General features: G+C 38.4%; 20 protein-coding genes. 7 read left to right on the top strand and 13 right to left on the bottom strand.

The window, feature by feature from the left end:
• The 3 genes from dxs to xseB all read right to left on the bottom strand — a co-directional run bounded on the left by dxs (position 1) and on the right by xseB (position 3,160).
• The gene (gene dxs / locus G468_RS0100745) at positions 1–1,866 is read right to left on the bottom strand and encodes a 1-deoxy-D-xylulose-5-phosphate synthase (RefSeq protein ID WP_026821459.1); all 1,866 of its coding nucleotides are present in this window, start codon (positions 1,864–1,866) and stop codon (positions 1–3) included.
• 115 nt (positions 1,867–1,981) lie between these two features.
• A complete protein-coding gene (gene ispA / locus G468_RS0100750; RefSeq protein ID WP_026821460.1) occupies positions 1,982–2,902 on the bottom strand; it encodes a (2E,6E)-farnesyl diphosphate synthase in 921 nt (306 codons plus the stop codon).
• A gap of 3 nt (positions 2,903–2,905) precedes the next feature.
• Positions 2,906–3,160: an exodeoxyribonuclease VII small subunit gene (gene xseB, locus G468_RS0100755; protein WP_026821461.1), complete on the bottom strand. Its 255-nt coding sequence runs from the start codon at positions 3,158–3,160 to the stop codon at positions 2,906–2,908.
• Between the two features lie 202 nt (positions 3,161–3,362).
• On the opposite strand from xseB, the gene thiI reads away from it, so the two are divergent.
• The gene (gene thiI, locus G468_RS0100760; RefSeq protein ID WP_026821462.1) at positions 3,363–4,811 is read left to right on the top strand and encodes a tRNA uracil 4-sulfurtransferase ThiI; all 1,449 of its coding nucleotides are present in this window, start codon (positions 3,363–3,365) and stop codon (positions 4,809–4,811) included.
• 76 nt (positions 4,812–4,887) lie between these two features.
• Here thiI and yajL read toward each other — a convergent pair whose 3' ends face one another.
• Entirely contained in the window at positions 4,888–5,478 is a 591-nt protein-coding gene (gene yajL / locus G468_RS0100765; protein WP_026821463.1) for a protein deglycase YajL, read from the bottom strand.
• A 219-nt stretch (positions 5,479–5,697) separates the two neighbouring features.
• Here yajL and G468_RS0100770 point away from each other — a divergent pair, with 219 nt between their 5' ends.
• A complete protein-coding gene (locus G468_RS0100770; RefSeq protein ID WP_026821464.1) occupies positions 5,698–6,189 on the top strand; it encodes a YajQ family cyclic di-GMP-binding protein in 492 nt (163 codons plus the stop codon).
• A gap of 40 nt (positions 6,190–6,229) precedes the next feature.
• Here the strand turns inward: G468_RS0100770 and G468_RS0100775 are convergent, their stop codons facing one another.
• The 9 genes from G468_RS0100775 to G468_RS0100815 all read right to left on the bottom strand — a co-directional run bounded on the left by G468_RS0100775 (position 6,230) and on the right by G468_RS0100815 (position 16,138).
• Positions 6,230–7,594, bottom strand: a complete 1,365-nt coding sequence (locus tag G468_RS0100775; RefSeq protein ID WP_026821465.1) for an MFS transporter — start codon at positions 7,592–7,594, stop codon at positions 6,230–6,232.
• Positions 7,595–7,771: 177 nt separating this feature from the next.
• Positions 7,772–8,659, bottom strand: coding sequence for a heme o synthase (cyoE, locus tag G468_RS0100780; RefSeq protein ID WP_026821466.1), 888 nt, complete (start codon positions 8,657–8,659; stop codon positions 7,772–7,774).
• Between the two features lie 12 nt (positions 8,660–8,671).
• A complete protein-coding gene (locus G468_RS0100785) occupies positions 8,672–9,004 on the bottom strand; it encodes a cytochrome o ubiquinol oxidase subunit IV (protein ID WP_026821467.1) in 333 nt (110 codons plus the stop codon).
• Positions 9,001–9,618, bottom strand: coding sequence for a cytochrome o ubiquinol oxidase subunit III (locus G468_RS0100790; RefSeq protein WP_026821468.1), 618 nt, complete (start codon positions 9,616–9,618; stop codon positions 9,001–9,003). Before G468_RS0100790 ends, G468_RS0100785 begins: the two co-directional genes overlap by 4 nt.
• Complete coding sequence (gene cyoB, locus G468_RS0100795) at positions 9,608–11,599, bottom strand: cytochrome o ubiquinol oxidase subunit I (RefSeq protein WP_026821469.1); 1,992 nt, start codon at positions 11,597–11,599, stop codon at positions 9,608–9,610. Before cyoB ends, G468_RS0100790 begins: the two co-directional genes overlap by 11 nt.
• A 5-nt stretch (positions 11,600–11,604) precedes the next feature.
• The gene (gene cyoA, locus G468_RS0100800) at positions 11,605–12,552 is read right to left on the bottom strand and encodes a cytochrome o ubiquinol oxidase subunit II (protein ID WP_026821470.1); all 948 of its coding nucleotides are present in this window, start codon (positions 12,550–12,552) and stop codon (positions 11,605–11,607) included.
• Positions 12,553–12,929: 377 nt separating this feature from the next.
• Entirely contained in the window at positions 12,930–13,715 is a 786-nt protein-coding gene (locus G468_RS0100805; RefSeq protein WP_026821471.1) for a nucleoside-specific channel-forming Tsx family protein, read from the bottom strand.
• A 224-nt stretch (positions 13,716–13,939) separates the two neighbouring features.
• Positions 13,940–15,478 carry an AmpG family muropeptide MFS transporter gene (locus tag G468_RS0100810; RefSeq protein WP_026821472.1) on the bottom strand — a complete coding sequence of 513 codons (1,539 nt, stop codon included), beginning with the start codon at positions 15,476–15,478 and terminating at the stop codon, positions 13,940–13,942.
• Positions 15,479–15,553: 75 nt separating this feature from the next.
• Positions 15,554–16,138 (bottom strand): YajG family lipoprotein, encoded by a 585-nt coding sequence (locus tag G468_RS0100815; protein WP_026821473.1) that lies wholly within the window; start codon positions 16,136–16,138, stop codon positions 15,554–15,556.
• Between the two features lie 257 nt (positions 16,139–16,395).
• On the opposite strand from G468_RS0100815, the gene bolA reads away from it, so the two are divergent.
• The 5 genes from bolA (at position 16,396) to lon (ending at position 23,200) form a co-directional block, all read left to right on the top strand.
• Positions 16,396–16,707, top strand: a complete 312-nt coding sequence (gene bolA, locus G468_RS0100825) for a transcriptional regulator BolA (protein ID WP_210409118.1) — start codon at positions 16,396–16,398, stop codon at positions 16,705–16,707.
• Between the two features lie 344 nt (positions 16,708–17,051).
• Positions 17,052–18,356 carry a trigger factor gene (tig, locus tag G468_RS0100830; protein ID WP_026821475.1) on the top strand — a complete coding sequence of 435 codons (1,305 nt, stop codon included), beginning with the start codon at positions 17,052–17,054 and terminating at the stop codon, positions 18,354–18,356.
• Positions 18,357–18,623: 267 nt separating this feature from the next.
• Positions 18,624–19,247 carry an ATP-dependent Clp endopeptidase proteolytic subunit ClpP gene (gene clpP / locus G468_RS0100840; RefSeq protein ID WP_026821476.1) on the top strand — a complete coding sequence of 208 codons (624 nt, stop codon included), beginning with the start codon at positions 18,624–18,626 and terminating at the stop codon, positions 19,245–19,247.
• A gap of 116 nt (positions 19,248–19,363) precedes the next feature.
• On the top strand, positions 19,364–20,650 hold the full coding sequence (gene clpX, locus G468_RS0100845; RefSeq protein WP_026821477.1) for an ATP-dependent protease ATP-binding subunit ClpX: 1,287 nt from the start codon (positions 19,364–19,366) through the stop codon (positions 20,648–20,650).
• A gap of 189 nt (positions 20,651–20,839) precedes the next feature.
• Positions 20,840–23,200, top strand: coding sequence for an endopeptidase La (gene lon / locus G468_RS0100850; RefSeq protein ID WP_026821478.1), 2,361 nt, complete (start codon positions 20,840–20,842; stop codon positions 23,198–23,200).
• The last annotated feature ends 223 nt before the right edge of the window (positions 23,201–23,423 follow it).

Here is a 23,423-nt window from a genome sequence, read left to right on the forward strand (position 1 = left end):
CTATTTGGCGTAATAGTTGTTAATAGATTTAATAATTCCTTCAGCATTAAGCCCTAGCTCAGTCTGAATCTCTGCTTGACTTCCTTGTGGAATATAGTGATCAGGTAAACCGAGATTAATGATGGGCATAATATGATGGGCTTTTAATAAAAATTCATTAACGCCGCTACCGGCTCCACCCATAATTGCATTTTCTTCTAATGTTACTAATAGCTTATGTGTTTGAGCTATCTCCAGTATCAACGTTTCGTCTAACGGTTTTACAAACCGCATATCGACCACAGTGGCATTAAGTAATTCTGCTGCTTTTATTGCTTCAGTAAGCAAAGTTCCAAAGTTGAGGATGGCAATTTTTTTTCCTTGACGGCGAACAAGTCCTTTACCAATTGGAATTTTTGCAAGTGGTTGTAACGTGGCACCAGAACCCGTTCCTCTAGGATAACGAACTGCAACAGGACCATCCTGGTAGTGATATCCCGTATGTAACATTTGACGGCATTCGTTTTCATCACTTGGTGACATAATTACCATATCCGGTAGACAACGTAAGAATGATAGATCAAAGGCACCTTGATGGGTTTGTCCGTCGGCACCAACAATGCCGGCTCGATCGATAGCAAATAGGATAGGCAACTTTTGAATGGCCACATCATGGATCACTTGATCATACGCACGCTGTAAAAAAGTTGAATAAATGGCGACAACAGGTTTATAGCCTCCAATGGCAAGGCCAGCAGCAAAAGTCACAGCGTGTTGTTCTGCAATTGCTACATCAAAATATTGTTTGGGATAGGTTTTAGAAAACTCAACCATGCCCGAACCTTCCCGCATGGCTGGCGTGATTGCCATCAGTTTAGGATCATCAGCAGCTTCTTGGCATAACCAATCGCCAAAAATCTGTGAAAAAGTTAATTGTTTATTACTGTTTTTGGGTAGGCTAAAGGTTGCTGGATCAAATTTAGGCACGGCATGCCAGCTGATAGGATCTTTTTCGGCTGGTTCATAACCCTTGCCTTTTTTAGTCATGATATGTAAAAACTGCGGGCCTTTTAATTCACGCATATTTTTTAATGTTTGTACTAATGTAAGTACATCATGGCCATCAATTGGACCAATGTAGTTAAACCCCAACTCTTCAAACATAGTACTAGGAATTACCATGCCCTTAAGATGTTCTTCAGTTTTCTTTAACAATTCTTTAATTGATGGGATATTAGAAAATACCTTTTTTCCACCCTCACGTAAGCAAGTATATAGATTGCCAGATAACAGTTGTGCCAAATGATTATTTAATGCACCAACGTTTTCTGAAATTGACATTTCATTGTCATTGAGGATCACTAGTATATCTTTATGAATATCACCTGCATGGTTCATTGCTTCAAAAGCCATACCTGCTGTAATGGCACCATCACCAATAACACAAACTGTTTTGCGATCTTTATTTTCATATTCAGCTGCTACCGCCATGCCGAGTCCAGCACTGATTGAGGTAGAGGAATGACCGACACTAAGCACGTCATATTCACTTTCTGCTCGCCAGGGGAAAGGATGTAAGCCATTTTTTTGTCGTATTGTACCAATTCGGTCGCGGCGGCCAGTTAATATTTTATGTGGATATGCCTGGTGGCCAACATCCCAGATAAGATTATCAAATGGGGTTTTATAGACATAGTGTAAAGCAACAGTCAGTTCAATGGCACCTAAGCCAGAAGCGAAATGTCCACTGGAACGGCTAACACTATTTAATAAAAATTGTCTCAACTCTTCACATAATTTAACAAGACTTTCTTTTGGTAAAAGTCGCAATTCTTCCGGTGTTTCTATTAATGCTAAAGTTGGATAGGAAGCGATATCAATACTCATGTCTGCCCATTAAATAATTGTTTTTTGTTTATACCAATGACGCTGTAGTTGGCTGCCAAAAGATTATTTTGTATTTTTATTATCGGTAAAATGTTCTGTCTTTGAATCAAGGAAATTAGCTTTTTCGTTCGATAATAAAGTGCGTTAAGTTTTGTAGGGTTTCCGTATTAAGTCCATACTGTTGTTCTAACATATAAAGCGTATCCAGTGCTTGTTCATAGAGATTGTTCGCTTTTTTTTGTGCTTGTTCAAGACCGATTAATGATGGATAGGTGCTTTTTTTATGTTTTTTATCTGATCCCTGATTTTTACCTAAAATGTCTGTATCACCGGTAACATCAAGGATGTCATCATGGACTTGGAATAGCAGTCCAATTGCATTGGCATAATTATCTAATAATGGTAGTAATTTGTTGCCTTGGTTGCCAGCCGTAAGTGCACTCATTCTGATGGCAGCACGAATTAAAGCGCCCGTTTTATGATGATGAATAGTTTCCAATGTTGTGAAATCAATTTGTTGACCTTCTGATTCCATATCGAGCGCTTGGCCGCCACACATGCCTGCTGCTCCCGTAGCAGTAGCTAGCTCAGCTATCATCGCAAGGCGATAGGTATCACTAACATCTGGCATAGCCGAACGAGATAATATGTCAAAGGCGAGTGTTTGCAGGGCATCACCAGCTAAAATTGCATGGGCTTCACCAAAGGAAATATGACAGGTAGGCTGGCCACGACGTAGATTATCGTTATCCATTGCGGGTAAATCATCGTGGATTAATGAAAAGGCATGTATACATTCAACAGCGGCAGCAGGTACATCCAGATTTTCCACGGCAACATTTAACATATCACCTATAGCATAAACTAAAAAAGGTCTTAGTCGTTTTCCACCAAGTAACGCGCCATATTTCATCGCCGCGACAAGTTGACTCTGATTAAACGGAAGACGCTGGAATTGGTTTAGCAGAGTTTTGTTGACGCGATTTTGTACCCATTGGCGTTGATCGGCAAAAGAAAGTGTCACTATTTCAGACATGATTTATTTATCTTCCGGCGTAAAGTTATCTAGTTGTGCATTGTCATCGTCTTGTAACAAAATTTGGACGCGTTGTTCTGCCTGTTGCAACGCTTTCTGGCCTTGCCGGGCTAATTGAATCCCCTGTTCAAATTCACTTAATGCTTTTTCCAGCGGAAGTTCGCCTGACTCTAAGCGTGTGACGATCTGCTCTAACGCTATCAGTGAAGTTTCAAAAGATAGCGGATCTTGTTTATCAGATATTTTCTTTTTAGCCATAATCGTTTTACTTGCCTTAATATCGGGTGAATATGCGCGTAAGGCGATTTATTTTACTACATTTACGCATACAATTTATTCTTTTTAGCGATAAAACACAATATAGTGATATACTTCCCACCTTAAAATCAAACGCTCTGCTAATAAATATGCATAATATGCGTTTATTCGCAAAAATAAAAACCGACTTTTATACAAAATTATGAAGTTTATTATTAAACTATTTCCTGAAATTACCATTAAAAGCCAATCAGTGCGGTTGCGCTTTATTAAGATCTTGGCTAGCAATATCCTTAATATATTAAAGGTATTAGATGCGGAAATTACCGTTGTTCGCCACTGGGATAATATCGAAGTTCGCGCTAAAAAAAATACACATCATGATGAAATTTGTGATGCCTTAACAAGAATTCCTGGCATCCATCATATTCTGTTAGTTGAAGAATATCAATTCCGTGATCTCCACCATATTTTTGAGTTAGCTTATGCAACTTATGCTGAATTGCTAACAGATAAAACTTTTTGTGTGCGTGTTAAGCGTCGGGGTAAACAAGATTTTACTTCAATTGATGTAGAACGTTACGTTGGTGGTGGATTAAATCAACATATTTCTTCAGCCAAAGTGAAACTCAATCAGCCTGATATCACTGTGAATCTGGAAATTGAAAACGATAAAGTCATTCTGGTTAAATCCCGTATTCAAGGGATTGGTGGCTTTCCTATCGGTACACAAGAAGATGTTTTATCGTTGATATCCGGTGGCTTTGATTCGGGGGTGTCTAGCTACATGCTAATGCGGCGTGGTTGCCGAGTTCATTACTGCTTTTTTAATCTGGGTGGCACCAGCCATGAGATTGGTGTCAAGCAGGTTGCTTACCATCTTTGGCATCGTTTTGGTCGTTCACATAAAGTGCGTTTTGTGGCGATAGATTTTGCGCCAATCGTAAGCGAAATTCTTACAAAGATTGATGATGGCCAGATGGGAGTTGTACTGAAAAGGATGATTATACGTGCCGCATCGACAATAGCTGAACGTTATGGAGTTCAAGCGTTAGTAACTGGAGAAGCGTTAGGGCAAGTTTCTAGCCAGACATTAACCAATCTACGTTTAATTGATAATGTTACCGATACCTTGATTTTACGGCCATTAATTTCTCATGATAAAGAAAATATTATTAACATTGCTCGCGAGATAGGGACGGCAGATTTTGCGCGTACCATGCCCGAATTTTGTGGCGTGATCTCGAAAAAACCAACAGTGAAAGCAATAAAAACCAAAATTGAAGCGCAGGAAGCTAATTTCGATTTTACTCTGCTTGATCATGTTGTTAGTACAGCACAAAATATTGATATTCGTCAGATAATGAATGATGGTCAAGATAAAACGCCAGCAGTAGAAGTAGTTAGTACATTTTCTGTCGATGATATTATTTTGGATATTCGTTCCCCTGATGAGCAGGAAGCTCACCCACTCGCGCTAACCGGTGTTAAAGTGAAGTTACTACCATTTTATAAACTGAATAGCCAATTTGGTGAGTTACCGCCACAAAAACCTTATTTGCTCTATTGTGAGCGCGGTGTTATGAGCCGCTTACAAGCACTTTATTTACATGAACAAGGTTTTAAAAATGTAAAAGTGTATCGGCCTTGATGATAATAAGTTAACTTTTTTCGTCCTAAGGATAAATGGTTGCCAGTTAATATGTATAATTTTCGCTATGTTGCCGTTAGTTAGCATAGTTATAAATACCCGGCGGCGGCACAAGTTGCGCAGCAACTTCAGCTGCCTTTTTTTTGCCAACCAGTAACTCAATAAGTTTAAGTGAAAAATCAATAGCTGTGGCAGGTCCTTGACTAGTAAGTAGTTTTACTCGTTCATCATAGTAGACACGAGAATCAACGCGTTTATGGCTGGCTATTTTACTTTGTAAAGCAGGATAACCGGTCATATTGCCAATGGGAAATAAATTATGGTGTTCTAATACAATTGCTGGCACGGCACAAATGGCGGCAATGATGTTACCCTGATGATGGGATTGGCGAATTTTTTCAATGATCAGCGGATTATCACGAAACGCTTCTGCACCTTTTAATCCACCAGGTAATACGATGGCATCAAAATCTTGTTCAATAATCTTGACTAACTGAGTGTCGGCAACAATTTTTACTCCCCTTGAGCATGTTAATACCAATTCGCCATTATCTGCGGTACTCGCGGTTGTCACTGGGATTTCGGCTCTAGTTAATAGATCAATTGCTGTTACAGCTTCGATTTCTTCGCTACCGTGCGCCAGGCAAACGAGAACAGTTGGTGACATTTAAGTTTCTCTCTGTCTAATTAATGGATAAATAATTGTACTTATGATGTTGTCAGCTATAACTTGCAGACAGTGCCATCGGCAAAGATCGCGATTGTTTTCCATCTGACTGAATCAATTATGCTTTTTGATGAGTTATTTAACTTCAAGTATAGAGCTTTTGCTGATAATAAAAAGTAGTATTATGCTATTTTATGTGTAATTAGGAGGTGATGAAATATGCCATCATTTGATATAGTTTCTGAAATTGACATGCATGAAGTCAGTAATGCTGTTGAAAATGCGCAACGTGAATTGGCTAGTCGTTGGGATTTTCGCAATGTTGAAGCCAGTTTTGAACTAAATGAAAAAAATGAATCCATTAAAGTGACAAGTGTGTCCGACTTTCAGGTAAATCAATTGGTAGATATTTTACGCGAGAAATTAGCTAAACGTGGAATAGATGGTGCCGTTTTGAATATACCTGACGATATAGTTCATAGTGGCAAAACTTATAGCCTTGAGGCTTCATTATTACAGGGCATTGATTCGGTAATGGCAAAAAAAATCATTAAATTAATCAAAGAGAGTAAATTGAAGGTTCAAGCGCAAATTCAGGGAGAACAAGTTCGAGTAACCGGTAAGTCACGAAATGATTTACAATCTGTGATCGGATTAGTGCGAGAGGCGGAACTTGGTCAACCCTTTCAATTTACTAATTTTCGTGACTAAATTTGTTATGCCTGCTGTATATTCTACAGCAGGTAGTGGGTTATTGGTTATTAATGATAGTTTCCAACTGCTGCCGACTAATCATTTTTTTATCTATTCTAATGTAGGCGCTGAGCGCATTAAGATCGAGCATTACTTCACGCACACCCGGTTGATTCATCAATTGGGTGTGTAGTAAATTAAAATCTTTGATCTGTTGGGGTAAAATTAAACGGATACTACTGGTATATGTAGGTTGATGCATATTTAAGCTAATAAAAAACCAACCGCTACAAAGTATTAAGCTGGCCATAAAAACCCAGGAAGCGCCATTTAAGTGAAAAAGCCATCCACCTAAAATCCCACCTAACGCAACGCCCAGAAACTGACTGGTTGAATAGAGCCCCATTGCAGTGCCTTTATAACCGGCAGGCGCCTCTTTACTGATAAGTGAAGGTAATAATGCCTCCATAACATTAAATGCAATAAAAAATAGTTGCAGACCAAGCACGATTAACCAAAACTGTTGATTAGAAAAACAAAATGTTAATTCAGATATAAATAAGATACTAATACATAATAGGAAAACTTGTTTCATTCGCTGCTGCCTTTCAGCATAGATAACAAAAGGTAGAACCGTGATAAAAGCAATAAGCAAAGTGATTAAATATATTTTCCAATGTTGATTAGTTTGTAGACCTGAATCAATAAGCACTAACGGTAAAGCAACAAAATTTGCCATCAGCAGGGTATGTAAACAAAATATACCAAAATTAAGTTTAAGTAGTTGGCGATTATTAATAACCCTTTGTACGCTATTTTTTATAAAATGCGTTTCACGATTAACGATATGATATTGGCAATCAGGTATAACAAAACGAGTTATTAATATTCCACCCAAGGCAAGTAAGCTTATTCCCCAAAACAGACCATGTAGACCGACAGCATGAGTAATAATCGGGCCAAGAACAATTGCAATAGCAAAAGTGATGCCAAAGCTTATTCCCATAAAAGCCATCGCTTTGGTTCTATTTTGTTCGCTAGTCAGATCGGAAAGTAATGCCATAATGGCAGCAGAAATAGCGCCTGCGCCTTGTAAAGCGCGGCCGATAATAATACCCCAGATAGAATCAGTTATTGCGGCGATCACACTACCGCTAATAAAAATAAGTAAGCCGGCGGTAATTAATTGCTTACGACCAAATCGGTCGGACATTAGACCAAAAGGGATTTGGCAGATAGCCTGACTTATACCATAAATCCCAATAGCTAGACCAAGTAATAATTCGTTAGCATCTTTTAGTTCGCGTCCGTAGCTCGTTAGTATGGGTAATACCATGAACATGCCCAGCATACGTAATGTGAATACCGCTCCTAAACCCCAGGTTGCCTTTAATTCTTTTGGCGTCATTTTCCTATCATTCATGGTTTATCTCACAAGCTTTAGCAGTGGACATTGTAAAATGGTTTAGTCGATTAGTTAATATATTTGTCGTCGAAGTATTAATAAAGTATGAATAAAAAAGTAGGGAATTGGTTGACATATTGGCTATTTTAACTGTGAAGGTAGTGGCAATTATTTGCCACTATTCAAGCTAACTTATTATTTAATATAGACAAAAGTCTGTTCAGTAGTAACAGTTGGATCAATAGACATCATAACGCTAAGAGAGGTAATCGCTATGATAGAGAATATAAACAATTTTCGTGCCCAAAGACGATCATCATTCTGATTTTTAAAACCAGAAATTGCCATACCAAGCCACCATAAACTTACCACGGCGCTAACAATAAGATATTTGTAGCCGGCATAGCCGCTAATGGCGAGCATAATCGTTGCTACCATAAAAGCAAGGATATATAAAAAGATATGGGTTTTGGCGACGGAAATTCCTTTAATTACTGGTAACACGGGAATATTGGCAGTCTGATAATCTTTAAAACGAAAAATAGCAATGGCATAAGAGTGTGGCATTTGCCATAAACTAAAGATCAATAGCAGAATCAATGCTCCCATATCAAACTGATCAGAAACAGCGCAGTAACCAATAACGGGCGGAGCGGCGCCGGATAGACTGCCTACCAGGGTGCCATAAACCGATTTACGTTTCATATAGAGGCTATAAATACCCACATAAATGACAAAACCGATAACAGCAAGTAGTGCCGCTAAGGCATTGGTGGCAAGATAGAGCAAAGCTATGCCAGCAATACCTAGTATGCTGGCATAGATTAGGCAACATTTCGGATCAATAAGTCCTTTAACTAAAGGTCGATTTTTGGTTCTCTCCATCATTCGGTCGATATCACGGTCAATATAGTTGTTAAAAACACAACCAGAAGCGACGACCAGAGATACACCGAGTAATGTAGTCATAAATAGTGGGTAATCAATTATGCCTTTTGCTGCGAGTAGAAAACCGCCAATGACAGAAATTAGATTACCGAAAATAATACCTGGTTTGGTCACTTGTAGATATTGCTTCATCAGAACCACAACTCTTTAGTCGAGCATCATATTGATGTTCAGGTTATACATTATCCACAGAGAGCCAATAACAACAATGCCAATGATTAGCATCGTGAACAGGAAGGCAACCAGATTCCAACGGTCATCTGAAGAGGTATTCATATGTAAGAAACAGACAAGATGTACCAGGATCTGGGCAATTGCCGTACCAATAACGATCCACAGGATAGTGTCATGAGATGCAGTACTATTCATTACCATCCAAAAGGGGACAACCGTTAAAATGATCGAGAGTATAAAGCCAATTAGATAGGTCTTCATACTGCCGTGGCTAGCACCTGAGTGCGGTGTATTGGTGTAACTCATGCAAGGGCCCCCAACAGATAAACAACGGTGAATACACAGATCCAAACAACATCTAAGAAGTGCCAAAAAAGACTTAAACAACTTAAACGAGTCTGATTTACGGCAGTGAGGCCATGACGTGAAATATGGATAATCATGATAATGATCCAGGCTAAACCAAAGCTTACATGAATACCGTGTGTACTAACTAGGGTGAAGAAAGCGGAAAGGAAAGCACTGCGATCTGGTCCATAACCTTCAGCAATGAGCTCATGGAATTCGTAAATTTCCATGATAACAAAACCTAATCCGAGTAAAAAAGTAATCAGTAGCCATAGCTTAACTAGATTTATTTTCTGCTTATACATCGCCAGCATCGCAAATCCATAAGTAATGCTACTAAACAATAACAGGAAGGTTTCGATCAATACAAAATTGAGGTTAAAAATATCCTTTCCTGTCGGGCCGCCGGCAGTACCATTAACCAGAACAACGTAGGTGGCAAACAGGCAAGCAAACAGGATCAGATCGCTCATTAAATAGATCCAAAAACCAAATACTTTTGTTGCGCCTATGTCATGATGTCCATGATTTTCATGGGCAATATGTTGTTTAGCTATTGAATTAGTTGACATGCTGGATACCTGCTTTTTTCAGTTCATCGTAATGCTGATTTTCAATACGTTTAATTTCTTCTACAGGGACATAATAATCAACATTGTCATCAAAACTTTTACCAATCCAGGTGGCGATAATTCCCGCAAAGCCTATAATCGCTAGCCACCAAATATGCCAGACCATAGCAAAACCGAAGATCAAACAAAAGGCTGAGATAATCACCCCGGCAGCAGTATTTTTTGGCATATGAATGGGTTCATATTTGGTTGGCTGTTTATATGCAATCCCTTTTTCTTTCATATCCCACCAAGCATCACGTGTATCAATTTGAGGCTCTTTGGCGAAGTTATAAAAAGGTGCCGGAGACGATGTAGACCATTCTAGTGTACGGCCACTCCATGGGTCGCCGGTGATATCGCGATTTTTGTGGCGATCGCGAATACTGACTATTATTTGTATGACTTGGCAGAAGATCCCGATAGCAATTAGAGCCGCACCGAGTGAAGCGATCATCAGCATCGGATGATATTGTGGATCAATGTTTTGACTTAAACGACGAGTCATACCCATGAAACCCAGTATATAAAGTGGCATAAAGGCAATAAAGAAACCGCTGATCCAAAACCAGAAAGCACGAACGCCCCATTTTTCATTTAATGTAAACCCAAAAGCTTTCGGAAACCAGTAGGTCATACCGGCAAAGCAACCAAACACAACCCCGCCGATAATCACATTATGGAAATGGGCAATCAGAAATAAACTATTATGCAGTACAAAATTTGCGCCGGGAACGGCCAATAGTACGCCCGTCATTCCACCAATAGAGAAGGTAATAATAAAGCCAATCGTCCAGAGCATCGGTGTTTTGAATTCGATACGGCCATGGTACATGGTAAATAACCAATTGAATATTTTTACTCCAGTTGGAATAGCAATAATCATGGTAGCTATACCAAAGAATGCATTGACGTTGGCGCCGCTGCCCATGGTAAAGAAGTGATGTAACCAGACGACAAACGACATTACGGTAATAACAATAGTTGCCCAGACCAGAGACGTATATCCAAATAAACGTTTTTTAGCGAAAGTGGCGGTAACTTCCGAAAATACGCCAAAAACAGGTAACACGAGTATATAAACTTCAGGATGCCCCCAAGCCCAGACCAAATTGATATACATCATCATATTGCCGCCCATATCATTAGTGAAGAAATGGGTGCCTAAATATCGGTCAAGTGTGAGGAGTGCGATGGTAACAGTTAAGATAGGGAATGCGGCAATAATCAGTACATTAGTACAAAGTGCTGTCCAGGTAAAAACAGGCATTTTCATCATTGACATGCCAGGTGCTCGCATTCGTAGAATGGTGGCAAAAAAGTTTATTCCGGTTAGCGTCGTGCCAATGCCTGATATTTGTAAACTCCATATCCAGTAATCTACCCCGACACCAGGATTGTATTCCTTACCTGATAATGGGGGGTAAGCCAGCCAGCCGGTCTGGGCAAATTCACCGATACCTAATGACAGATTAATCAAGATAACGCCAACGATAAATAACCAAAGACTGAGAGAATTTAAAAAAGGAAAGGCGACGTCGCGAGCGCCTATCTGTAATGGGACAACCAAATTCATTAAACCAACCACGAAAGGTGTTGCCATGAAAAAAATCATGATCACACCGTGTGCGGTAAAAATTTGATCATAATGATGCGGTGGTAAAAAACCGGCCTCACCAGCTGATGCTAATGCTTGTTGACCTCGCATCATAATTGCATCGGCAAAACCACGCAGTAGCATGACCATGGCAACGATAATATACATAATGCCAATTTTTTTATGATCGACACTCGTTAGCCATTCACTCCATAACCACTTCCATTTACCAAAATAGGTGATAACCCCTAAAATAGCGATACCCGCTAATAAAATACAGATCACAGTGATGACAATAATTGGCTCGTGAATCGGGATTGCATCGAGCGTTAATTTACCCAACATACTATTTATTCCTTAGCATCGACATGAGCAGAATGGTTCATATGCATTAATTGATTGCCAGACATTTCATGTACGGTTTTGTTAGCATGATTGATATGATGTTCATGGCCGAATTTTAATATCAGTTCTTCATAGAGATTTGGTTTTACGCTTGAAAAATAGGTAACAGGAACATTGTGGCTAGGTTTAGCCAATTGGTTAAATGTCGCCATGCTATCTAGCGTTTTGGAAGATGCTTTTACTTTTTGTACCCATTTGTCAAAACTTGCCATATCAGGCGTTGCAATGACATTAAATTTCATGTCTGAAAAGCCATGCCCGCTATAACTTGATGAAAAGCCTTTATAGGTACCAGGTTCATTAGCAATCAAGTGAAGCTTGGTTTGCATACCGGCCATCGCATAAATTTGGCCACCAAGTGCGGGAATAAAAAAGGAATTCATCACTGACTCAGCGGTTACTTTAAAGTTGATTGGCACACCGACAGGAATCGCGATTTCATTAACGGTCGCAATATTTTCTTCTGGGTAGACAAATATCCATTTCCAATCGGTTGAAATGACCTGAATGGTAATAGGTTTTTTATCGCTTTCTAATGGTTTATAGGGATCCAATTGATGGGTGGTTTTCCAGGTAATTACGGCAAGAATAATGATGATGATGATAGGAACTGTCCAGCAAACTAACTCGATTTTATTTGAGTGTGCCCAGTCTGGCCGGTAGGTTGCTTGTTTATTGCTTGCTCGATATTTTCTGGCGAAAATAATCGCCATAAAAATGACCGGAATGACAACAATTAACATTAAACCAAGTGCAGTCAGTATTAGTTTTCTTTGCTCAATACCAATGGCGCCCTTAGGATCCATTAATACCATATCGCAACCAGTTAACAGGCAAACAATAGCAAGCAGTGAGATGACTCCAATACTTCCTTTATATTTTATAAGTCTCATTTAGCGACCCCAAATGACAAAGATGGTTATTGTCGTTTTGTTCAGTGTGGGCATTTTACGGTAACGTTATATTAGTGTAAACAATTGTAAGACGCACAAATATAATTGTTATTACTTTCTGTTAAAGTGATCACATGTAAAATTGAATTTATTATAGAACGGTTTTAATGATTATTTTGCAGTTAACAATTATTTACATTAAATGATTTTATTATGAATAAAAAGAGGCAGATAAATGGAAGCGGCCGTGTGATTTTATAGGTTGAAAATCAATTATAATGCTAAATAATAGTTAATTTTTTTGATGCTTATTATTTAGCACTAGTTAAAAATAGCATTTATTATCAAATACGCTGTCTTTACGTTAGCTTACATGATTAAAAATTATATTTGATGGTATAAATGATCCCATCGTGATAGAAATCATCTCCAAGCTTGTTATCGGCATAACGATATTGAATACCCGCAGATAAGGTTTCTAATGGCGTCCACCATAAAGCAATAGCGCCATTAATCCCTTTTTTTCCGCCATTGCCATAGCGTTTTGCGCGATTAAATTCCATTTCATGCCAATTAGTGATAGAAAAATTTTGTGACCACAATTGAAAACTATAACCTGCAACCCAACCAATGACATAACCATTGTTACCAGAATAGAAACTTTGATCAACATAATGTAAGGCTAAGAAGGGTTTTAGCCAAAAATTGCCGCGTGAGAAATTGTAGCCAAAACCATAAAGTGTGTTAATTTCGTGGAAATTACCCCCATATTTATAGCCGGGTAAGGACCAAATACCATAAAGATGGCCATATAGATTAAAGCCACTGTTACCTAAGTAGACACGACCTGTGGTTTTAACGGCGTAGCGTTGGTTTCTGCTGGGCTCGGTTCTACGCTGATGAAATGGGTTCTCCACATCAAAGAAACCATAAAGTTCACCCCAATTAAAGTTAGCGCCTCCTTCCAGTTCAAGATAGGCAAAATCTTTTTTGCGGGTAGAGTGAGCAGATTTATTTTCCGCTCGTTGTGACCAGTCAAAATAATTTAAACTGATATTAGCAAAACCATTTTGATAACCAACAGGGTTTTCTGTGGTGGTATTAGCCATGGCAAACGGAGTGAGCGACGTCAATATCGTAATAGGTAAAAACTTTTTACTCATAAATTTTGTTAACTTAATTTTAAATAAATTTAAACGCATTTTAATACAATACAATGCAATGCAAAAGTCGCGAGATGATAGAGTTTGTTTTTGTAAATAGAAATAGGATCCTATTCATAGAGTGATAGAGATCACTCTATATCAATGATTATTTCTTAACAGTCAATAATAAATAATTTATATAAATGTTATGAAGTTAACTATCTAGTATTTATTAATATATTCTAAAGGTTATTATTGCATTGTTTGGGTATTTCTGTTTTACGTATTGCTAGATAATCCAGAATCGCGCCTAAAATAAAACCAATGGTAGCCATTATTATACTAAAATTAATTAGTTGCTCTTTATAAATTAACATTTTTAGCCATAGCTCAATATGTTGGGTAAATAGATAAATTTGGCAGGTGGAAAAATAACAAGCAACGGTTACTATAAGCCAAAATATAAATATACCCACTGAGATGGCAAGACACAAAATAGCTAATTTATAGGTTTGTTTAAAATAAGTTCGACGCATAAATTGGCCAGTTTGTTGGATATAAAATAAAGATGGTTTGCAAATCAATAATAAAAAAATACTCGGCAATGAAATAATGATAGAGATAAGATAAAAAGTGGGCCAATCATATTTGCTTACTAACATGCTTGCGATGGGGCCAACATAAACTCTTCCAATGGCAGATAAGGCTGACAGTAATGCAAATTGAGTTGCTGAAAGAGAATGATTACAAAGGGTCATAAGTAGTGCGACAAAAGAGGCCGTTCCCATGCCGGAGAAGATATTTTCAATAAAGATAACGCTGCTGGTAGTATAAATATTGGCGGGCGTTACTGCCAGAAACCAATAACCAAAATTAGAAATAGCCTGTAAAATACCGAAAATAAGTAAGGCTTTAAATAAGGACATTTTTTGCATAACATAACCGCCATATAAAGCGCCAAGAATAGTTGCAAAGAGTCCAAAAGTTTTATTAATGGTGCCAACTTCACCTAGAGAAAAGCCAAGTTTATTTAATAGAAAATTGGTACTAAGCGCCATAACAAATGCATCACCCATTTTATAGAAAATGATCAACAACAAGGTGATCCAGGCATTATTACGGCTAAAAAATTCTACGAAGGGCTCATAGATAGCTTCATAGAGTGTTGTGGGTGGTGGGGATTTTATTAGCGGTTCTTTCGCCGATAGCGTTGCGTAGACACCAATTAGCATTAAGCTGGCCATCAGTAGATAGAGTTGCTGCCAAGTAACAAAATGCTCGACCAACCATAAAGCCAATCCACCTGAAACTAGCATACTAATACGATATCCCATAACGGATATTGCTGCTCCGGCACCACGCTCTTCTGCCGACAATAAATCGGTTTTATAAGCATCAAAAACAATATCTTGTGATGCAGAGCAGAAAGCGACAAGCACCGCAACCGCTGCCAACCACCAAAGATGTTCCTTTGGGTCCATCAATCCCATCGCCGCAATACTGATAATCAGCAAAATCTGTGTGGTTAATAACCAACCACGACGACGACCTAACCATGGCAGGGTATAGCGATCCATTAAGGGTGACCAAAGAAACTTTAATACATAAGCTTGGCCAACTAATGAAAAAAAACCGATCGTTTTTATATCAATATTTTCGACGGTCAGCCAGGCTTGTAAAGTACTTGCGGTAAGTGCCAGGGGCAATCCTGACACAAAACCTAACAAAAGCAGCATTCTGGAACGATGTTGGCTAAAAACGGTTAGATAGTTTTTTTTCATAGTCGTCCTATTGCTCTGTTGTTGATAAACAGAGTTATTGCGGGCAATACATTAATTAATACGCACAACAATTCATTATTTGTTTTGTTTTATAAACTGGCTGGTTTCAGGATCATTCGCCATATCAGCCATAATGTCGGTTAACGCTTTATTGATTGCATTAGCAATTTTTTCGTTGCTGGCCTCAAGCGGCCCTTGTTCGTTGTAGCTACGCGTATAGGTGCGTGTACTGGTTGAGCCGTTAGAAGCCATAGCTACCACACTAATTGCAACATCGACAGTAATATTATGACGTAAGCTGCCTTCCTGTACATCGGCATACAGCTTATTAAGAACAATTTGCAAATTGATATTAGCCGGTGCGCTAATAGTATAGCCTCTAGCAACCATCTGTTTTTCTAATGCTTCCTGTAATAGATAACGTAAATCGCGAGAGGGTTTTAATACGGCTAGTGTGGCGTTACGATTAACTTCGGCAAGTGCCGTTGAGCTTCGTTTATCAATGCTAGTAATGTTAATTGAAACTGCTCTTATGGTTGGATCTTGAGTTGGCAGTGTAATATTTGGATCGATAGATAAAGTATTACTTTGGGCAACACATCCCATTAAACCCAATGAGATTAACAGAGCAAAGATTAGACAAAAGGTGTTTTTTAACATGTTTTCTCAACCTATTTTGGAATTACTTGATTTAATCGTTACCATATTTTGGTATTTTACTGCTAGTATGCCAGAAAGTTATCGGCATTTGATGAAGGAACCTACTAAAAAAATTTGCCTGGATGAGGCTTTAATCGTAATTTAGTAAAATTTAATCCTATTGCTAACCAATATGGCTAAATTGCAGACAGTAATAATAAAAAATGCTTACTTAGGGTATTAAATCGGAAGAGTCTATTAATATGGTAACTAAACCTATGCAAACTATATGTAAGCAAATTGAAGAAAAACTTAAATACGCTTTTTCGCCTGTATATTTGTTGGTATTAGATGAAAGTGATCAACATAATGTTCCGCCAGGTACGGAAAGTCACTTTAAAGTTATTTTAGTAACAGAAAAATTTGCAGCACAACGGATGGTTGCTCGTCATCAAGTTGTTTATCAATTATTGGCAGATGAATTATCTAATTGTGTTCACGCATTGGCGTTACATACTTATACCCCAACTGAGTGGCAACAACGCCAACAGATAGTTTTTCCTTCACCAGCTTGCCGTGGTGGGGAGTAGGTCAATTGAGATTAAGAAATAGATAATTATGCTTGCTTACCGCGATATTATTTAACAATAGTTGCTAATAAAAATACTATTTTCGTTTTTTGCTTATACTGCGTTAGTCATAGCAATTTTAGCGCGTTTACTATTTATTATTCACCTTTTCTCGACTCACCCCTAATGCATCTGTATAATGTCGCGTCTAATTTTCTATAAGGTTTCGGAACACTTCTACTTATCAGGGATCCTCAAAATAGAGGGTAAACCCGGGTTTCGGGAGCAGCGTGTTGTCAGAGCAAGTGCTTGATAACATTCACTCTGGAGTTGACCGAGTACTAAGATTCTTTTGAGGTAACAAGATGCAAGTTTCTGTTGAAACAACTCAAGGGCTGGGGCGTCGTGTAACAATTACCGTTCCTAATGCTGATATTGAAAAAGCAGTGAATAGTGAACTCATTAATGTGGCAAAAAAAGTGCGCATTGATGGTTTTCGTAAAGGCAAAGTGCCGATGAATATCGTTAAGCAACGTTATGGTACTTCTGTATTACAGGATGTGCTGGGCGATTTAATGCAACGTAATTTTGTCAGTGCAATCATAGAACAAAAAATTAATCCAGCTGGGGCACCAAAATATCAACCTGAACAGTTTAAAACGGGTGAAGATTTTACCTATACCGTCGAATTTGAAGTATATCCAGAAATTGACCTAAAGGGTTTAGAAAATATCAAGGTTGAAAAACCTATTGTTGCGGTAAAAGATCAAGATGTTGATATCATGTTGGAAACATTACGCAAGCAACAAGCAACTTGGCAAGAGACAAAAGAGAAAGTTGGCGCAGATTCGCGAGTGACTATCGATTTTAAAGGCACCATCGATGGTGAAGCGTTCGAAGGCGGTAATGCGAGAGATTTTGTGTTAGTAATGGGTGAAGGTCGCATGATACCAGGTTTTGAAGATGGTATTATGGGGCATCAGGCAGGTGAAGAATTTACCATTGATGTCAATTTCCCAGCCGATTATCATGCAGAGAATTTAAAAGGTAAAGCGGCTAACTTTGCTATCACTTTGCAGAAAGTGGAACAACGGATATTACCAGAACTAACCGAAGAATTTATCAAACAGTTTGGTGTCCCTGATGGTTCAATGGAGAGTTTACGTGCAGAAGTACGCAAAAATATGGAGCGTGAGCTGAAAACCGCTGTTCGTAATCGAATTAAGACACAAGTACTTGATGGTTTAGTTAAGGAAAACGAAATTGAAGTGCCTACTGCTGTTGTTGACAGTGAAATAAATGTACTACGTCGACAAGCCGCACAACGTTTTGGTGGTAATGAAAAGCAAGCGTTAGAATTACCACGTGAAATATTTGAAGAGCAAGCTAAACATCGCGTCATTGTTGGTTTATTATTAGGTGAAGTTATTAATAAAAACTCGCTAACCGCAGATGACGCTCGCGTTAAATCACTGATTGAAGATATGGCTTCGGCTTATGAAGATCCCTCTGAAGTGATCGAATACTACAGCAAAAATAAAGAGTTAATGGATAGTGTTCGTAATTTGGCGCTAGAGGAACAGGCGATTGAAATATTATTAGAAAAAGCGGAAGTAACAGATAAAGAAACTCAATTCCAAGAGTTAATGAATCAGGCTCAGATGAGGTAATTGCTGAGTAGTGAAATGTTATTATCTGGTTTTGTAAAAACCCGTGGTTTGATGCTACGGGTTTTTTATCGTTAAAAAACTTTTCCTTTTTCTTGAAAAAAGAAAAGAATAACCCCAGATAATTTTCTATATTGTTGTATGACTTTCTTCATAAGGGAGAATATTCCTTATGAATAATGGTTAAGTTTGTAATTATAGTCATTCTTATTTATCTCAAGTAGAATTAGATAGATTGGGCACCATAAAGCGTTTAATTAGGAGATGGAAATGTCATATCATAATAATCAAGATCAACTTGCGCCGCATATGGCATTGGTGCCAATGGTCATTGAACAGACTTCACGCGGTGAACGTTCTTATGATATTTATTCGCGCCTACTTAAAGAAAGAATTATTTTTTTAACTGGCCAGGTCGAAGATCACATGGCGAATTTAGTGGTTGCTCAAATGCTGTTTTTAGAAGCTGAAAACCCGGATAAAGACATCCATCTTTATATTAATTCACCGGGTGGAGTTATAACGGCAGGTATGTCAATTTATGACACGATGCAATTTATTAAACCTGACGTTAGTACAATTTGTATGGGGCAAGCATGTTCGATGGGTGCTTTTCTGCTTACAGCAGGTGCTAAAGGAAAACGTTATTGTTTGCCCAATTCTCGTGTCATGATTCACCAACCGTTAGGCGGGTTTCAAGGACAAGCGTCTGATATCGAAATTCACGCCAAAGAGATTTTAAAAATTAAATCACGTATGAATGAATTAATGGCTAAGCATACGGGTAAAAAAATAAAAGAGGTTGAGAACGATACTGAACGGGATCGTTTTTTAACCGCTGAGGAAGCAGTTAGTTACGGTTTGGTAGATAAAATTTATACTAATCGTAATTAATTTACATAAATGTATGGCATGCCTGATATAGTTATATACATGATTAATTAGTAACAGTTTTCTGTTATACTCTTTGTTAAAATTAGGGTGATGGTTAAAAAAGTGAGGTTATCTGAATGACAGATAAACGCAAAGAGAGTTCAGGAAAGTTGCTGTACTGCTCCTTCTGCGGAAAAAGCCAGCATGAAGTTCGTAAATTAATTGCTGGTCCGTCAGTTTATATCTGTGATGAGTGTGTTGAGCTCTGTAACGATATTATTCGAGAAGAAGTTAAAGAGATTGCACCACATCGTGAGCGCAGCGCATTACCGACACCCCATGAAATTCGTCATCATCTGGATGATTATGTTATTGGCCAAGAAAATGCTAAGAAAGTATTGGCGGTAGCCGTTTATAACCATTATAAACGGCTACGTAATGTCTCTAACGAAGGGGTAAATGGAGAAGGGGTAGAGCTAGGTAAAAGTAATATTTTGCTTATTGGGCCCACTGGCAGCGGTAAGACACTATTAGCTGAAACTTTGGCGCGCTATCTAGATGTCCCATTTACCATGGCTGATGCGACAACATTAACGGAAGCAGGTTATGTTGGCGAAGATGTTGAAAATATTATTCAGAAACTTCTACAAAAATGTGACTATGATGTAGAGAAAGCACAGCGTGGTATCGTTTATATTGACGAAATAGACAAAATATCTCGTAAGTCTGATAATCCGTCAATTACGCGAGATGTTTCAGGGGAAGGGGTTCAGCAAGCTTTACTTAAGCTTATTGAAGGTACAATTGCTGCCGTGCCGCCTCAGGGAGGCCGTAAACATCCACAACAAGAATTTTTACAAGTTGATACTTCTAAAATTTTATTTATTTGTGGTGGTGCATTTGCAGGTCTTGATAAAGTGATTGGACAACGGTTAAATACACGTTCAGGCATTGGTTTCTCAGCTGAGGTGAAAAGCGAATCTGAGCGAGCGACTGAAGGTGAGCTGCTTTCTCAAGTGGAACCGGAAGATTTAATTAAGTTTGGTTTGATCCCTGAGTTTATTGGTCGTTTACCTGTCGTAGCTACTTTAGGCGAATTAAGTGAAGAAGCATTAATTCAGATTCTGAAAGAGCCTAAAAATGCGTTGACTAAGCAATATCAAGCACTGTTTGAACTTGAAGGTGTTAATCTGGAGTTTCGTGAAGAAGCATTGAAAGCAATTGCGAAAAAAGCCATGTCGAGGAAAACAGGAGCACGTGGTTTACGTTCTATTGTGGAAGGCGCTTTACTCGAAACTATGTATGATTTGCCGTCAATGGAGCATGTTGAGAAGATAGTAATTGATGAAATGGTCGTTGCCGGTCAATCAGAACCTTTGGTGATTTATAGTCAGCCTGATATTCAAGCATCCGGTGAAAAATAAATCTCAATGCTTTTTTGATTGAATTGTATAATGCAAAATGAGGGATTTCCCTCATTTTGTGTTTAATGCCGAATCAGGCTATTGAATGTCAAAATCTTGTCCCCATATAACTTTATATTTGAACTGAGGTTTCTCAAAACTTTTAAGGAAACCCTAAAATTGGCATAAGCTAAACGAAGAGAGAACCTTATGAATCTTGAGCGTTCCGAACGCATTGAAATTCCCGTACTGCCTCTGCGTGATGTCGTGGTTTATCCACATATGGTGATCCCATTATTTGTTGGCCGTGAGAAATCAATTCACTGTCTTGAAGCCGCAATGGATCATAATAAGCAGGTCATGTTGGTGGCTCAAAAAGAAGCGTCTACTGATGAGCCAAGTGTAAATGATCTTTTCTCTGTAGGGACAGTTGCTTCTGTTTTGCAGATGCTAAAACTACCAGATGGTACTGTTAAAGTATTAGTTGAAGGTCTGCGGCGTGCAAAAATCACAACGCTAACAGATAATGGAGAATATTTCATTGCACAGGCTGAGTATTTTAGTTCTCCAACTGTTGATGAAAAAGAGCAAGAAGTCCTAAACCGGACAACCATTAATCAGTTTGAAGGCTATATTAAACTGAATAAAAAGATCCCACCTGAAGTATTAACATCATTACATTCTATTGAACAATCGGACAAATTAGCTGATACAATCGCTTCCCATATGCCGTTAAAATTAGCGGATAAACAGCGTGTATTAGAAATGGCGGATGTGGTTGAGCGCCTTGAATATTTGATGGCAATGATGGAATCTGAAATTGATTTACTGCAGGTTGAAAAACGTATTCGTAATCGCGTTAAAAAGCAGATGGAGAAAAGTCAGCGCGAATACTATTTGAATGAGCAGATGAAAGCAATTCAGAAAGAATTAGGTGAGATGGAAGATGCGCCTGATGAATATGAAATGTTCAAACGTAAAATTGAAGAAGTCAAAATGCCAAAGGAAGCGCGGCAAAAAGCGGAAGCAGAATTACAAAAATTGAAAATGATGTCACCGATGTCTGCTGAAGCGACAGTTTTACGCAGCTATATTGATTGGATGGTGCAAGTCCCGTGGAATGCTCGTAGTAAAGTTAAAAAAGATTTGCTAAAAGCTCAGGAGACATTGGACAGCGATCATTATGGTTTAGAACGCGTTAAGGAACGTATTCTCGAATATTTAGCTGTGCAGAGTCGTGTGAGTAAAATTAAAGGGCCAATTTTATGTTTGGTGGGACCGCCTGGTGTCGGTAAAACATCCTTGGGCCAATCAATTGCTAAAGCGACAGGACGTAAATATATTCGTATGGCACTTGGTGGTGTCCGTGATGAGGCTGAAATTCGTGGACATAGACGAACTTATATTGGCTCCATGCCGGGAAAACTAATTCAAAAGATGGGAAAAGTGGGTGTTAAGAACCCCTTATTTTTGTTAGATGAAATCGATAAAATGTCCTCGGATATGCGAGGTGATCCTGCATCAGCTTTACTTGAAGTGCTCGATCCAGAACAAAATGTTGCCTTTAATGACCACTATTTAGAAGTTGATTATGACCTTTCTGATGTTATGTTCGTTGCAACTTCAAACTCGATGAACATTCCAGCACCGTTATTAGATCGGATGGAAGTGATTCGTCTTTCTGGTTATACCGAAGATGAAAAACTCAACATTGCGAAAAAACATTTGTTACCCAAACAGATCCAACGAAATGCCCTAAAAAAAGGGGAACTTACGATCGATGATAGCGCAATTATTGGCATTATTCGTTATTATACCCGCGAGGCTGGTGTTCGTGGTTTAGAACGAGAAATTTCAAAATTATGCCGTAAAGCAGTCAAAGCACTACTGATGGATAAATCATTAAAACACCTTGTCATTAATGACGATAATCTAAAAGACTATCTTGGTGTGCGTAAAGTTGATTACGGTCGTGCAGATACTGAAAATCGTATCGGTCAAGTGACGGGTTTGGCTTGGACAGAAGTTGGTGGTGATTTATTAACTATTGAAACAGCTTGTGTACCGGGCAAAGGTAAACTCACTTATACCGGATCACTAGGTGAGGTTATGCAAGAATCAATTCAGACTGCATTAACTACCGTTCGAGCGAGAGCAGAAAAGTTAGGTATTAATGCTGATTTCTACGAAAAACGGGATATTCATGTGCATGTACCAGAGGGAGCAACACCAAAAGATGGTCCCAGTGCAGGAATTGCGATGTGCACAGCATTGGTTTCTTGTTTGACCGGTAATCCTGTACGAGCAGATGTAGCGATGACAGGTGAGATAACATTACGCGGTTTAGTGTTACCAATTGGTGGTTTAAAAGAAAAATTGCTAGCCGCTCACCGTGGTGGGATAAAAATTGTGTTAATTCCCGATGAAAATCGTCGTGATTTGGAAGAAATACCTCAAAATGTTATCGCAAATTTAAAAATTTACCCGGTAAAGACCATTGAAGAAGTTTTTTCTATTGCATTACAAAATCCCCCTTTTGGGATGGAGATAGTGAGCAAAAAATGTTCTTAATGCCCTGATTTAAAATAAAAATTTTATATAAAATTAAAACTGATAAATCTTAAATGGTTTATCAGTTTTTTTTGTCTCCTAAATAATTTAAGTAAACAAATCTATAATTATTTGGCTGTAATATGTTTTCTTGCCATACTTTTGTAGTAGTGATACGACGGTGTCATCTTTTTGTGAACCGTTAGCAATATGTTTGTTTAATCCATAATTAATAAAATGGGGA

Source organism: Arsenophonus nasoniae DSM 15247 (assembly GCF_000429565.1).
GTDB lineage: Bacteria > Pseudomonadota > Gammaproteobacteria > Enterobacterales > Enterobacteriaceae > Arsenophonus > Arsenophonus nasoniae.

Coding starts and splice junctions, on each gene's coding strand:
- G468_RS0100805 (WP_026821471.1), bottom strand. CDS start 13,715: ATGAGTAAAAAGTTTTTACCTATTACGATATTGACGTCGCTCACTCCG.
- dxs (WP_026821459.1), bottom strand. CDS start 1,866: ATGAGTATTGATATCGCTTCCTATCCAACTTTAGCATTAATAGAAACA.
- G468_RS0100770 (WP_026821464.1), top strand. CDS start 5,698: ATGCCATCATTTGATATAGTTTCTGAAATTGACATGCATGAAGTCAGT.
- bolA (WP_210409118.1), top strand. CDS start 16,396: ATGCAAACTATATGTAAGCAAATTGAAGAAAAACTTAAATACGCTTTT.
- clpX (WP_026821477.1), top strand. CDS start 19,364: ATGACAGATAAACGCAAAGAGAGTTCAGGAAAGTTGCTGTACTGCTCC.
- tig (WP_026821475.1), top strand. CDS start 17,052: ATGCAAGTTTCTGTTGAAACAACTCAAGGGCTGGGGCGTCGTGTAACA.
- G468_RS0100790 (WP_026821468.1), bottom strand. CDS start 9,618: ATGTCAACTAATTCAATAGCTAAACAACATATTGCCCATGAAAATCAT.
- cyoB (WP_026821469.1), bottom strand. CDS start 11,599: ATGTTGGGTAAATTAACGCTCGATGCAATCCCGATTCACGAGCCAATT.
- G468_RS0100785 (WP_026821467.1), bottom strand. CDS start 9,004: ATGAGTTACACCAATACACCGCACTCAGGTGCTAGCCACGGCAGTATG.
- G468_RS0100815 (WP_026821473.1), bottom strand. CDS start 16,138: ATGTTAAAAAACACCTTTTGTCTAATCTTTGCTCTGTTAATCTCATTG.
- cyoA (WP_026821470.1), bottom strand. CDS start 12,552: ATGAGACTTATAAAATATAAAGGAAGTATTGGAGTCATCTCACTGCTT.
- xseB (WP_026821461.1), bottom strand. CDS start 3,160: ATGGCTAAAAAGAAAATATCTGATAAACAAGATCCGCTATCTTTTGAA.
- thiI (WP_026821462.1), top strand. CDS start 3,363: ATGAAGTTTATTATTAAACTATTTCCTGAAATTACCATTAAAAGCCAA.
- G468_RS0100810 (WP_026821472.1), bottom strand. CDS start 15,478: ATGAAAAAAAACTATCTAACCGTTTTTAGCCAACATCGTTCCAGAATG.
- lon (WP_026821478.1), top strand. CDS start 20,840: ATGAATCTTGAGCGTTCCGAACGCATTGAAATTCCCGTACTGCCTCTG.
- ispA (WP_026821460.1), bottom strand. CDS start 2,902: ATGTCTGAAATAGTGACACTTTCTTTTGCCGATCAACGCCAATGGGTA.
- yajL (WP_026821463.1), bottom strand. CDS start 5,478: ATGTCACCAACTGTTCTCGTTTGCCTGGCGCACGGTAGCGAAGAAATC.
- clpP (WP_026821476.1), top strand. CDS start 18,624: ATGTCATATCATAATAATCAAGATCAACTTGCGCCGCATATGGCATTG.
- G468_RS0100775 (WP_026821465.1), bottom strand. CDS start 7,594: ATGAATGATAGGAAAATGACGCCAAAAGAATTAAAGGCAACCTGGGGT.